This window comes from Streptomyces platensis, assembly GCF_008704855.1.
Taxonomy (GTDB): domain Bacteria; phylum Actinomycetota; class Actinomycetes; order Streptomycetales; family Streptomycetaceae; genus Streptomyces; species Streptomyces platensis.
Genome location: NZ_CP023691.1, coordinates 3728547 through 3740883 on the forward strand (window position 1 = coordinate 3728547; position 12337 = coordinate 3740883).

At 69.9% G+C, this 12337-nt stretch carries 10 protein-coding genes and 1 tRNA gene; 1 reads left to right on the forward strand and 10 read right to left on the reverse strand.

The genetic code is table 11. The annotated features are described in order from the left end of the window. Positions 1-116: 116 nt before the first annotated feature. Genes lanM (CP981_RS16255) through lanM (CP981_RS16265) form a run of 3 tightly spaced genes read right to left on the reverse strand, consistent with a single transcriptional unit; the run spans position 117 to position 6444 of the window. On the reverse strand, positions 117-2249 hold the full coding sequence (gene lanM / locus CP981_RS16255; protein WP_085928327.1) for a type 2 lanthipeptide synthetase LanM: 2133 nt from the start codon (positions 2247-2249) through the stop codon (positions 117-119). After that, on the reverse strand, positions 2246-4402 hold the full coding sequence (locus tag CP981_RS16260; protein WP_085928326.1) for a peptidase domain-containing ABC transporter: 2157 nt from the start codon (positions 4400-4402) through the stop codon (positions 2246-2248). The genes lanM (CP981_RS16255) and CP981_RS16260 overlap by 4 nt, the downstream gene beginning before the upstream one ends. Continuing rightward, on the reverse strand, positions 4399-6444 hold the full coding sequence (lanM, locus tag CP981_RS16265) for a type 2 lanthipeptide synthetase LanM (RefSeq protein WP_085928325.1): 2046 nt from the start codon (positions 6442-6444) through the stop codon (positions 4399-4401). Before lanM (CP981_RS16265) ends, CP981_RS16260 begins: the two co-directional genes overlap by 4 nt. 26 nt (positions 6445-6470) lie before the next feature. Here lanM (CP981_RS16265) and CP981_RS37730 point away from each other — a divergent pair, with 26 nt between their 5' ends. Next, complete coding sequence (locus CP981_RS37730; RefSeq protein ID WP_158092705.1) at positions 6471-6626, forward strand: hypothetical protein; 156 nt, start codon at positions 6471-6473, stop codon at positions 6624-6626. 445 nt (positions 6627-7071) lie between these two features. Here the strand turns inward: CP981_RS37730 and CP981_RS16275 are convergent, their stop codons facing one another. From CP981_RS16275 to moaC, 7 genes are all read right to left on the reverse strand, one after another. Further along, positions 7072-7389: a transcriptional regulator gene (locus tag CP981_RS16275; protein ID WP_085928324.1), complete on the reverse strand. Its 318-nt coding sequence runs from the start codon at positions 7387-7389 to the stop codon at positions 7072-7074. Next, positions 7389-7853 carry a hypothetical protein gene (locus CP981_RS16280; RefSeq protein ID WP_085928331.1) on the reverse strand — a complete coding sequence of 155 codons (465 nt, stop codon included), beginning with the start codon at positions 7851-7853 and terminating at the stop codon, positions 7389-7391. Before CP981_RS16280 ends, CP981_RS16275 begins: the two co-directional genes overlap by 1 nt. A gap of 1522 nt (positions 7854-9375) precedes the next feature. Beyond that, positions 9376-9448: transfer RNA gene (locus tag CP981_RS16290), tRNA-Ala, on the reverse strand. Positions 9449-9523: 75 nt separating this feature from the next. Next, the gene (sepX, locus tag CP981_RS16295; RefSeq protein WP_085928322.1) at positions 9524-10558 is read right to left on the reverse strand and encodes a divisome protein SepX/GlpR; all 1035 of its coding nucleotides are present in this window, start codon (positions 10556-10558) and stop codon (positions 9524-9526) included. A gap of 151 nt (positions 10559-10709) precedes the next feature. Further along, on the reverse strand, positions 10710-11324 hold the full coding sequence (locus CP981_RS16300; protein ID WP_085928321.1) for a GNAT family N-acetyltransferase: 615 nt from the start codon (positions 11322-11324) through the stop codon (positions 10710-10712). 14 nt (positions 11325-11338) lie between these two features. After that, positions 11339-11842 carry a MogA/MoaB family molybdenum cofactor biosynthesis protein gene (locus tag CP981_RS16305; protein WP_085928320.1) on the reverse strand — a complete coding sequence of 168 codons (504 nt, stop codon included), beginning with the start codon at positions 11840-11842 and terminating at the stop codon, positions 11339-11341. Further along, a complete protein-coding gene (moaC, locus tag CP981_RS16310) occupies positions 11839-12321 on the reverse strand; it encodes a cyclic pyranopterin monophosphate synthase MoaC (RefSeq protein WP_085928319.1) in 483 nt (160 codons plus the stop codon). Before moaC ends, CP981_RS16305 begins: the two co-directional genes overlap by 4 nt. Positions 12322-12337: the final 16 nt, after the last annotated feature.

Sequence of the window (12337 nt, forward strand, 5' to 3'; positions counted from 1 at the left end):
GCAGGTCCCCAAGCCGCCTTCTATTACCGCTGCAGTGGCTGGCCCGGTCCGCGGGCGGTCCGCGATGCCGAGCTGACCGAGAAGATCGCCGAAGTCCACGAGCGGTCCCGCGGAACCTACGGTCCCCGCGGTTCCACGTCGTCCTGCAACGATAGGGCGCCCGCCGGGCCGTTGGAGACGTCCGCCTCCAGCTCCTCGCCCCGCTGCTCCATGAGGCCGATCAGCTCGCCCGTCCAGCCGTCGTCGACGCCGTGCGGGCGGGAGAGCAGCATCGAGGCCATCCCGGAGAACACCGACTCCGGCATCTTGTTCAGCAGCTCGTCGTAATCCGCAGACAGCGCGGCGAACCCTGCGTCCGCAGCCTGCCCCAGATCCGCGTAGCGCGGATTCAGCGCGGCCGCACGACGCATGAGGCGGGAGATGCCACCCATGTCGTGGAAGGCGATGTAGTTGCCCGGCGTGATCGTGGAGGCGTTCCGGTCCGGGCCGATGCTGCCGAGCCAGCCGGCCTGTACGCCTTCGGGGCCCTCGGCGGTGACGGCGAGATCACGGAGCACCTCCGCGATGCCGAAGCCCCATGTGCCCGGGACGGCCTGGGCCAGCGTGTCGCCGCCGAAGACGCCGTGGGCCGACAGGCCCTGCGGGTCGGTCGCGATGCCGCCGAGGCACTCCTCGATGAGGAACTGGTGGTAGCGCTCATGCTGACCGGCGGCGGCGCGCACCCCACGTGCTGCGTTGTCCAGGGCCGAGACCTTGAAGAAGTCCGGCAGGCTGCTGGTACCGCTGGCGAGCGCCGTCGACGAGCCGTGCGTGAAGAAGTAGGGGATGTCGCCCGCGTTCAGTGCCGCCGTCTCGCTCTCCCGCAGGTAGGCGATCTGGTGGGGCTCCAGCTGACGGGTCTTGCGGCTCAGGAGCCCGTGCAGCCGGTCGGCCTCCGCCTGGGAGACGAGGTACTTGGGGTGCGTCGAGGCATCCAGGTAGCGGCTGTAGACCTCTGTGGAGCGCAGGACGGACCGTACCGGGATGTCCGGATAGGCCGCCAGCGTCTTCTCCACGTCCCCGGTGCGCAGGAACGCCAGGGCGTCGCGGTACCCGGCCATCACGTGCGGGAAGTGGTCGGCGATCGACTGCTGCTCCTCGCCGAGCGTCGGCACGTTCATGGTGTGGGAGTAGGAGATGGGGTCCCAGTCCACCCGGATCGCGTCGCTGTGCTTGTCGGTGACGACCGGCGCCCGCATCTCCGACTGCTGTTCCCCGATGAGGCCCGCACCCGACATGATGACGTCGATGACGGAGTCCGGGTTCTCCACCGGCAACAGCATCGTGGACGACACCGAGTTCTTCATCTGGTTGATCAGGATGTGCGGCAGCGAGTCGTTCGCCACGCCGCCGTCTCCCCTCAGCAGGGTCTCGGTATCGATCACGCAGGGGTACTCGCCGTACGCCAGCAGGTTCTCGTCGTGCAGATCGGTCGCTCCGATCGCGCTCAGCAGGCAAGTCAGAGCACCGAACCGGTAGAAGTAATTCGGTACCTGCCCGGCCTCGTGCATCGGCGAGGGATCGGTGAAGCGCTGCCAGCCGTGCTCGGCGACCGTGACCGATTCCGGTACGCAGGCGTCGAGCGAGTGGGTCAGGTGGCCCTCGGCCGCGCGGTAGAGGTCGCGCAGGAAGGCGTCTCCCGTGAGCGCGCGGGGCTTGTACACCAGGCGGTGTCCGCCGCTGGTGGTCAGGAAGACAACGCGCCGGTTGCCGTTGTGCGGGTCCGAGCTGGACGGTTCGAGTTCGGTGATGGCCTCACCCGACGGATCGAGCCCGAACGCCCCGGACAGCGCCCGGGTGTCCTCGCGGTAGGCGTCGAGCACCTCCCGGCAGGCCGCAAGGATGTTCTCCGTGACCGTCGCCAGCCGCTGGCGGAGCATGGGGTAGCGGTCCAGCAGCGCATCGTGCTGCGCCGGGTCCTGCAGCAGGGCGGTGAACGACTCCAGTGCGGCGCTGCTGCCGGCGTCGGGCTCCAGCCCCATGGCCTCACGGTGCTGGTGGAATTCACCGATCAGCGTGCGGTAGCTGTGCCCCTCCACGGTGCACACCAGGACGTCCCACATCCGGTGCACCACGGTGTCGCGGCTCTCCGGCGCCACCACCTCGTCGAGGAGGGGGGCGAGGGACTGCGCGAAGCTGTCCCTGGGGGCGATGCGCAGGTAGAAGGGGAGGAAGGCGGTTACGGATACGGACGGTTCGGTGTGGTTCATGCTGTCTCGCCTAGGAAGGTGGGGGCGTCCGCTTCCGCATAGAGGGCCGCGTAGGTCGCCTGGTTGTCCAGCAGCTGCTGATGGGTGCCGTACTCGGTCACGCGCCCGTCGTCGAGCACGTAGATGCAGTCCGCGTTCCGGATGGTGGCCAGCCGGTGAGCGATGATCACCTGGGTGGCTCCGGACTCTTCGATGAGCTTGGTGACGCGGCGTTCGTTGATCGTGTCCAGGGACGCGGTGGCCTCGTCCATCACGATGATCTCCGGCTTCTGCAGCAGGGTCCTGACGATCGCGAGGCGCTGCCGCTGGCCGCCGGAGAAGTTGGCTCCCAGCTCGGACACCAGCGTCTTCAGGCCCATGGGGAGGGCGTCGACGAAGTCGAGGATGCCCACCTCGGAGCAGTACGCGCGGACCGTCTCGGGCGAGATGTCCTGGCCGAGGGTGAGGTTCTCCAGGATGGTGCGGTTGTGCAGGTGCACTTCCTGCGGGATGTAGCCGATCTGGCGGCGGAGGAAGTCCTTGTCGTACTCCGGCATCGCGCGGCCGCCGAGCTCGATGGCGCCGCCGGCCGGGTCGTGCAGGCCGCAGACCAGGCGGCCGAGCGTGGACTTGCCCGACCCCGAGGCTCCCACCAGCGCCACCCGCGATCCGGCCGGGATGTGCAAGGACACCCCGTCGATCACCGGAGCGGCATGCCGGGTGTACCGGAACTGCACCTCGCGCAGGGTGATCGACGCGTCGTCCAGCTTCCGGATCCGGCCGCCGGAGTCCTCGCTCTCGTGCGCGGTGATGTCACTGAGCCGCGCCATGTAGCGGGACGCCTCCGTGAACTCGGTGAACATCTGGAAGACCGAGGTCGTCATGGAGAAGTAGGTGGCGGACACCGACTGAATGGCGATGGCCGACCCCAGCGACACGATGCCGTGCGAGACGAAGTACAGGCTGGCCAGCAGCAGCACCATAGGGCCGAACATCTGTGTCGTCGTGGCGACACCGGCGATCCAGCCCTGTTGCAGCCGCATGCGCTTCTTCATGGCGTCCAGCGACGACGTGTAGACCGTGGCCCACTCGTCGGCGAACTGCTGTGCGTAGCCGCCCATTTTGATGGTCGGGATCGACACGATGGCGTCGAGCTGGGTCGACTGGCTCCTGCCCAGCTGGCTCATCTCCGCGTCGGTGACTTCCTTGACCCGGGTGCGGGTGGCCCACAGGTACACGGCGTTGAGTGCGAACAGCACCGTCGCCATCAGCCCGATCCGCCACTCGGCGATGAACAGGTAGACGCTGATGCACACCAGGGTGCCGATGTCGAGGATGCCCTGGGCGATCCGCGACGACAGCAGATCGCGTACCGCGTTGACGGTGTTCAGGCGGAACAGCAGCTCACCGGGCTGCCGGGTGTTGAAGAACTTGTACGGCAGCGACAGCAGTTTGCGGAACGTGTGGGACATCAGGTGACGCCCCATCACCGCAATCAGCGAGGAGAGCACCGCCACCCGCATCAGCCACAGCAGCAGGTAGCCCAGGGCCGCCACCCCGACCGCCCCGGCGACCAGCGAGATGTCGCTCAGATCCTGCCACTGGGTCTGCCGGTCCACGGCCCATTTCGTCAGCGCCGGGATGCCCAGGACGGCGAGATAGCCGCTGAGCGACAGCACGGCGACCAGGGCGATGCGCGCGACGGAGCGCTCGGCGAACAGCGGAACCGTCCGCCAGTCCTTCGTCGCGGCCTGGTGCTGCCTGGCGAATCCGGGGCCGGGTTCGGCGGCGATGACGATGTCACTGAACCCGGCTGCCAGCTCCTCGCGGGTGAGACGGCGCCGTCCGACGGCCGGGTCCATGACCGTCGCGGTGCGGCCGTCGAACTTCTCCAGTACGAGGAAGTGGTAGTCCTCCCAGTACAGGATGACGGGGGCGGTGAACTGCGCCAGCGCATCCAGGCTCTTGACGCGGAACGCCTTGGTCTGCATGCCGCGCGAGCGCAGGAAGTCGGACAGCTGCTTGGCGCCCAGGCCGTCGCGTCCGGCTTCCAGGTCCTGGCGGACGGTGAAGAAGTCCTCACTACGCCCCCAGTACCGCATGACCGCGATGCAGCAGCACAGACCGCACTCGGTCTGTGTCACCTGTGTGACCGTTGGTACGCGCCGGCTCATCCCCGGGCTCCGCCGGTCAGCGACAGCGGCGAGAGCCGCATGCCGGGTGAGATCCGGTTGAGCAGGTGCAACAGGACGCCTGAGGTGCCGACCATGATGCTGTTGGTGTGCGCATACCGGCTGCGGCTGTCCGCGCCCTTGCGCAGGAACACGTCCGGCCGCAACAGGGTGTCCTCGATGGCGGACACCTGTCCGGCCAGCTGGCCGTCGCCCAGTCGCGCGGCGGCGTCGGACAACACGTCGTGGTTGCCCAGGTCCCCGTGACACCAGGTCAGGTTGCGGCCGAAGCCCTGCTCCACGGTGTTGGTGAGGGCCTGCCCCAGCCAGGTGCGGGCGCGCTCGTTGCCGGTGTGCTCGACGCAGGCCAGAAGAGCGAGGGAGATGCCGGCGGCACCGTGACACCAGCCGGTGGAGAACCGGTCCGGTGCACCGATGTTGGAGAACCAGTTGTCCTCCACGGTGTCGTAGAACACCGCCAGCCGGTCCAGCAGCAGACCGATGGCCGTATCGACCTGTCGCCGCAGGTCCTGGTCGCCGGTGTGCGGGCGCAGGACGCTGAGCGCGTGCAGGAGTCCGGCGACCCCGTGGGCGAATCCGGACTGGTCGAACCACGAACCGTGCCCGCCCTCGACCATCGTGCAGAGCATCTTCGTCAGGCCGGGCAGTGCCTGGGCCGCGTGCGGCCCGCCGACGGCGGCGAGCATGGTCGCGGTGCCGGCGATGCCACCGATGACATCGGCACCGGCCCGCTCCCCCTCGATCCCTTCCACGGCCAACGGGACGGCATCCTGCGCCGCCTGCCGCCAGCCCGGCTCCTCCAGCAGCCGGCCCGCCGTGTCCAGGGCGAACAGCAGACCGGTCAGACCGGTGTAGGCACCCGGTCCGGTCTGCTGCACACTGCGCTGCTCATAGCGCTGTCCGGCGAGGATCTCGGCACTGGTGGCGAAGATCTGCCGGGCGGCACCGCGGTACGTCTCGTCGCCGAGTACGCGCCCGGCAGCAGCCAGCGCCAGAGCCGGGCCGGTACGGCCGGTGTACAGGTCGTAGCCGAGGACCCCGCACGGCCAGACCCGCTCCGCCTGGGCGGAGGCCAGCGGCCCGATCCACGTACGGGGAAGGTGCGCGAACTTGTCCGGGAGTCCGCTCGCCACCAGGTTGTCGGCGATGTGCCGGGCGACGTCGTGCAGGCTGCCCCCGTGCGAGGTGGCCGGCTCGGCCTGCCAGGTTGTGGTGCCGGTGAGGTGGTTGTCGGGGAACCGGGAGCAGAAGGCGGAGTGCAGCAGCGTGAGCTGCTGGCCGATGGTGCTCTCGTCCAGCTCGGCCGCCTTCTCCAGGGCCCGTGCGAGCGGGGTCTGGGGCAGCCGTGCTCCGGTGTCGTTGCCGTCGGCGTCGTACAGCACCGTGCCCGTGGCCTCGGCGGCGAAGTAGGGCACATCGCGTTCGGCCATCTGCCGGAGCTCGGCGGCGATGATGCCGCGGTCCGAGGTCTTGGAGGTGATCGCGATCCGCTTGAGCAGGCCGAGGCTGGTGGCAGGGGCGGCCATGGCGGCGGCGGAGGCGGCCATCCGCAGGCTCTGCGCGTACAGCGCCGTCGGGTTGTGCACGTACCGCACGCGCATACCGCGCGCCACCCGGGTCAGCATCTCGGTCCAGGCATCCCGGCCGCGGGCCAACGCACGTGCGGTGGTGGCGAATCCGTCGGCCATCTCCTCGGCGAGGTGCTGGATGTCCTCTTCGCCGGCCGTCTGCACCACGGTGCTGCGCTGCCCGGCCTCCTCGGCCCGCAGCACCACCTTGATCTTGTCGGTGAAGGGGTTCTCGAAGACCAGTCCCTTGAAGGGGGACGTCCCCTTGTTCTCCCCGCCGAGGAAGCCCAGGTCGACGTGGCCGGAGTCTTCGTCCTTGCCGGCCATGACCAGCGGAAGGATGCCGATCCCGTACAGCGAGCGGGCGATGACGTCGTAGGCGTTGCCCTCCGCTTCCGGCCGTGGGCCGACGTGCACCCGGGCGGGGTGCATGAGGGTTTCCAGGTCGACCGGCACCGGTCCGCAGCGAAAGTGAGAGAGTCATGTTCGGGAAGAAGAGCAAGGGCCACGACCGCGAAAAGACTGAAGCGGGCCGTGCACAGCAGGGCGCCACGTCCAAGGACAAGCGCCCTAAGCGGAAGTCCGACCAGTGGTCCGACTCGGAGAAGGTCTCCGTCATGATCTCCGGGATCTTCTGATGATCTCGCGTGTATGAGGCACACGACGACAGCCACGGCCGGCTCGGCCGGGCTGGGATGACGTCGTGACGCTCGGGCCCGTCTCCCCCGCCCCGGCGGGAGACGGGCCTGCCGGCCGATCACCCGGAACGGCTGTTCAGTGCGACAGATGGCGGTCGAGCGAGGCGCTCGACCGCCCTTGTGTGGTCACCTTCCGCGGATCGCGTGCCCGCCGCGAGGTGCGCGCCCGGCACACGCCCGGGTAGCGGGTAGCGGGTAGCGGGTAGCGGGTAGCGGCCTGCAAACGGCTCAGAAGCTGTTCGGGAAATCCGAGAGGCCACGTCCGGCGCACTCCGTGCCGCGCACAGCCGTGGGCGCGACCGGGGGGGCGAAGCGGGCGCCTGAGGAGCCGGGCGCGCTCGCCCTCCCCCCCCCGCCAGCCGGAAGCCTCGGCCGAACGCCGCGGTCAGCCGTCCAGCCCGGCGACCTGCGGGGCGCGGGCCGTCGCCGCGATCCGCTCCAACGCCTCGGCATGGCACCGGAATTCCTCCCGCCCCTGCGGCGTGAGCCGTACGAGGGTACGGCGACCGCCGATGCTCTTGTGCTTGCGGACTTCGACGTAGCCCTTGGAGGCGAGTGCGGAGAGTTGCTTGGACAGCGCGGAGTCGCTGGTGTCGATCGCGTCCCGCATGAAACCGAACTCTGTCCAGCTCGCCGGGGCCAGCAGTGCAACGATCGCCAGCCGCGCGGGAACGTGCAGGAACTCGTTGAAGCCGTCGTCCATCAGCGCGGCCCGGCCTCTTCGCTCTCGCCGTGCGCACGCGCCACGACGACGGCCCGCCACCTGCCCGCGGCCAACACGCCCACCGTGCACAACACCGCGGCCACCACCGCGTGCGGGGCCGGTACGCCACCGGCATCCGCGACGCCCGACAACAACCGGAACAACGCCACCAGGGCAAGCCCGACCGCCACTGCAAGGTATGCCTCCTTGCCGGTGAGCGGCATACGGACGGAGGCCTGGCGCACGTAGACGGCGATCGTGCCCGCCAGCATCACCAGCGACGGGAACAGCACCGCCCCGCCCCACGGATTCGGCAGGTCGAAGGAGGCGAACGCCACGAACACGATCACCGCTCCGGCGAGGAGGTAAGGCCGGGAGAGCCCGTAACGCACGTACTCGGCGCGGGACTGCCCGCGCCGGCGTCGGACGTCATCCAATGCGGCCTGCGCGTCGTGGGATGTCATGTGGCCCCCTGTCCTCATTTGGCACACGTACTTTCCTCTCAGGAAAATACCAGGTTCTTTCCCGTGAGGAAAGCAGTCCCACCATGTCGTCCGCGAAACCGGACCGTGCGCGGTTCAACGAACCTGCGGAACAGCACCGGCGCCGCGAAGCGAGCGCCACCGGCACGACGGGGCAGCGGGGCTGCGGGGGCAGCAAGCATTACCGGTACCTGTGGTTGCGGTGCTTCACCGCTGCGCAGTCGTCACAAACTGCTCTTGGAGAGTCACTTCGCGCACAGTGATCTCGGAGCGTCACTTCACACACCCCGAGGCACCGTCAGGCGGCACCGCAAATCGGCCCCGCCACTTTCCGGACCCACGTGCGGCCAAACCGAAGATGAGCCCACCGACCAAAAGCCAGGGATTCCACAACAGCAGCCTCCACAACCGCTGTTCCGGGCTCACGCCCATTCCCCGGCCCGCAGCGCCGCTCAGTAGCAGCACCTCCACGGAAATGCCACGTACCAGCAGCACAGCACAGGCGCACCAGCCCAGAACCCTCACCACCCGCGCCGGGCGACGAGAGCGCGACAAAGGCGACCGCCGAGACACGCGCCCGCCCGCATCCCTGAGAAACAGCACGCCCACCATCCCGTCAGTCACCATCCATCCCGTCAGCCACCACACAGGAGCGAACACATCGGACTCATTCTGCTGGCGGAGCGCGCCCACGGCGAGCTCCGCCCCGCGAACAGGCCGGACAGCACCGCACGTCAAAGCCCCCACCGGGGATATCCGGTGGGGGCTTTTTCGCGCCGTATCGCAGCGAAGTGCCGCAACGTCGTCCGGTCGGCCGGGGGGCCGGGACGCTTGCCCAGCTTCTGCAGAGCCTCGGCGTCGATTCCGACGGCAGGTGCGTGTGGATCTCCATGGTCACTGCGATCTTGCTGGGCCGCAGGATCCGTATGGTGACCCGGGGCCCGCGCGTGCGTGCCGCCGGCGGAGTCGGCGCGAGGCCCGAATCACCGAAGGCGAGCACACGACGACCGGCTCGGCTCGCCCAGTGGGGCCGCCAGCTGTCCTACTCCGTCGGCATGACCATCCCAGACGCCACCCACCAGCGCGCGTAGCGAAGATCCCGCCTCCGCCTACACGGAGCACCTGGCCGCGAGCAAGCAGAGCGCGATCACCGGCCTCGACCTCGAGCCGAACCATGCCCTTTTGCCCTACCCGACGATCAGCTTGACGGTCCCTCACCGCTCCCAGGCGCTGAGCCGTAGCCCCTGAGCGGGCACGTTCCGGGCAATTGAAGATCGACACGTCGCGAGACCGCAGGAGCCTGCCTCCACGCCTGCGGTCCCCGCGGCATGTCCGCATCCCGACCCCCGGTCCGTTCCGACGCGGGCCGCCGCGCTTCCCGGCGGCCCGGCAGGCTGACTTTCACACAATCAGGAGCTCAAACGCCGAGATCCCGGTCAGACGGTGACCGTCTGACCGGGATCTCGTGAACAGTTCGTGGGCTAACCCGCGAACGGCCCTGCTGTGGACCTGAGGGGATTCGAACCCCTGACCCCCTCGTTGCGAACGAGGTGCGCTACCAGCTGCGCCACAGGCCCTTGCGACGAGTGAAACTCTAGCATCTCGGTCGCGGTGCTCGGAAATCGCTTCCGGTGCTGGTCAGCGGAGGGCCGTCACTCGTTCGCCGCGCGCGGGCGGTCCTCGTCCTCGTACTGGTCGAAGAGGGGGGTGCGGCCGCGGGCGCGGCGGCCGGGATGGGTGGGGCGGTCCGCCTGGGGGTCGTGGTGGGGGCGGTCGGCGGCGGCGCTGGAGCGGGCGGAGCTCCAGGCGTCGTCGGCGTCCAGGTCGACATGGCTGGTGGCGCGCGGGGCGACCGGGGCGGTGACGTAGGTGGGCAGGGGGACCGGGACCGGCTCCCAGCTGCCGGGGGCGGGGCGCTCGCGTTCGCGCTGCTGGTCGACCCACTCGGCGTGGTCGGTCTCCTCCACCAGGGCGCGGCGGCCCGCGGTGTGGGCGGGGGTCGCGGCGCGCGGCGGTTCCGGGGCGCCCTCGGCCGGGATGTCAGGGCCGGTCTCGGCCGGGTGCTCGTCGGCGGGCGGCTGGTCGGCCGCCTGCGGAGGGCGGCGCCGGCCCTCCCGCAGCCGCTGGGCCGCGGCCTCCGCCTTGCGCCGGTCCATGGTGAAGGTGAAGCGCCGCCGCTCCTGGGCGCGCAGGTAAATGATGTACGCGGTCAGGAGGAGGGCGGGGAGGGCGGGGGCCCAGAGGAAGGGGAGGCCGCCGACCGCGGCGACGATGGCGCCGACGGTGAAGGCGAGGAACAGGATGGTGATGGTGCGGCGGCGGCGGGCGAGGACCTTGGCGCGCTTGGTCCGCTCGGCGGCGGAGGGGCGCGGAGGGGCGGCCTGCACCCGGGTGTGGCCGGCTCCGTCCGGGTCCGCAGCGGGGTCGCCAAAGGCCCGGGCGGCGGCCTCGTCGGCCGGAGCGTCCGGGGCCGCTTCGTCGCCCGCATCGTCGGCGGGGTGCTCCCCTTGCCGCTTGTCGTAGCGGCGCTGCATCGCCGCACGTCCGGACAGCAGCCGGATGGCGGTGCTGAAGCGCTCGGTCGGACGGGCCTCGTTGAGCTCGTCCTGCCTACGGAGCCACATCGGCACCAAATAGGCAGCCCAGGCCCCGACGATGACTGCGTAGATGAGGCCGCTGCTTCTCACAACTCACACGGTAGAGGGGTTTGCATGGGGCCATCCGCCAATTGGGCCGGTGTGTCGCACGATCTGGCTGATATCTCGAACTTTTTTGTGATCGTAGAGATCAGCTCCTCCGCCGATCCGGTCAATCGGCGAATACATTCGAACATTTATTTTATTTGTGGGGTGCGCCGGGCGTCCGGGGTTTCCCCCGCCGCCAGCGGTTGAGCAGGCCTTCGGGCACCTCTTCCGCGGTGAGAACGAAGACCGCGTGGTCGCGCCAGGCGCCGTCGATGTGCAGGTAGCGCGGGCGGATGCCTTCTTCACGGAAACCGAGCTTTTCGACCACCCGGCGGCTGGGGATGTTCTCCGGGCGAATGCAGATCTCGATGCGGTGCAGGCCCACGGCCCGGAAGCAGTGGTCGACGGCGAGCGCCACAGCCGTCGGGATGACACCACGGCCGGCGACTTCCTGATCGACCCAATAGCCGATATGGGCGGAGCACATGGAGCCCCAGGTGATACCCGCGACCGTCAGCTGGCCGACCAGCCGGCCGCGGTATTCGACGACGAACGGCAGCATCCGGCCGGCGTGCGCCTCGCCGCGGAGATGGCGGACCATCTGACGGAACGTGGGGCGGTGCGGCGGCGCGAGGCCCGGCGGGGGCGGCGGGATGGTGGCTTCCCAGGGGCGCAGCCAGTCGCGGTTACGGCGGTTGACCTCGCGCCATTCCCGTTGGTCGCGCACCCTTATCGGGCGGAGGGTGACCTCACCGTCCGTCAGGACCACCGGCCAGGGCGCGTTCAGCTCGGGCTCCCGGAGGGTCTGGGGTGGTCGCCGCCGCGGATCTGGTCGACGGCGTGCGGCAGCAGGTCGGTGAGGACGGCGAGGCCGTCGCGGACGCCGCCGGAGGAGCCGGGGAGGTTGACGATCAGGGTCGTCCCGGCGACGCCCGCCAGGCCGCGGGAGAGCGCCGCGGTGGGGACCTTCGTGCGGCCGGCGGCACGGATCGCCTCGGGGATGCCGGGGACCTCGTAGTCCAGGACCCGGCGGGTGGCCTCGGGGGTGCGGTCGGTGGGTGACAGGCCCGTGCCGCCGGTGGTGAGGATGACGGCATAGCAGGCGGCGGAGACGGCGCCGCGCAGGGCGGCCTCCACCGGCTCGCCGTCGGGCACCACCTGCGGGCCGTCGACCTCGAAGCCCATGGCCGCCAGGCCCTCGGCGAGCAGCGGGCCGCTCTTGTCGGCGTAGCGGCCGGCCGCGGCGCGGTTGGAGGCGGTGACGACGAGGGCGCGGGCGGGGGTCATGACCGGCTCCAGTCGCCGGACTTGCCGCCGGTCTTCTCCTCCACGCGGATGTCGGAGATCACCGCGGCCTTGTCGACGGCCTTGACCATGTCGACGACGGTGAGGGCGGCGACGGAGACCGCGGTCAGCGCTTCCATTTCGACGCCGGTGCGGTCGGTGGTCTTGACCGTGGCGGTGATCTCGACGGCGTCGTCGGTGACGGAGAGGTCGACCTTGACGCCGGAGACGGCCAGCGGGTGGCAGAGCGGGATCAGGTCGGGGGTGCGCTTGGCGCCCATGATGCCGGCGATCCGGGCGGTCGCGAGGGCATCGCCCTTGGGCATGCCCTCGCCCCGCAGCAGCTCGATGACCTGCGATGACACCAGGACGCGGCCGCGGGCGCGGGCGGTGCGGGCGGTGACGTCCTTCCCGGAGACGTCGACCATCCGCGCCGCTCCCGCCGCGTCGAGATGGGTGAGGTGTTGCTGGCCGCTGCTCATCGTTCTCCCGGTACCA

What these genes read in the sequence shown, in the direction of transcription:
- CP981_RS16280 (WP_085928331.1), bottom strand. Translation starts at nt 7,853, where the DNA reads ATGACATCCCACGACGCGCAGGCCGCATTGGATGACGTCCGACGCCGG.
- CP981_RS16305 (WP_085928320.1), bottom strand. Translation starts at nt 11,842, where the DNA reads ATGACCCCCGCCCGCGCCCTCGTCGTCACCGCCTCCAACCGCGCCGCG.
- CP981_RS37730 (WP_158092705.1), top strand. Translation starts at nt 6,471, where the DNA reads ATGTTCGGGAAGAAGAGCAAGGGCCACGACCGCGAAAAGACTGAAGCG.
- moaC (WP_085928319.1), bottom strand. Translation starts at nt 12,321, where the DNA reads ATGAGCAGCGGCCAGCAACACCTCACCCATCTCGACGCGGCGGGAGCG.
- CP981_RS16275 (WP_085928324.1), bottom strand. Translation starts at nt 7,389, where the DNA reads ATGGACGACGGCTTCAACGAGTTCCTGCACGTTCCCGCGCGGCTGGCG.
- lanM (WP_085928327.1), bottom strand. Translation starts at nt 2,249, where the DNA reads ATGAACCACACCGAACCGTCCGTATCCGTAACCGCCTTCCTCCCCTTC.
- CP981_RS16260 (WP_085928326.1), bottom strand. Translation starts at nt 4,402, where the DNA reads ATGAGCCGGCGCGTACCAACGGTCACACAGGTGACACAGACCGAGTGC.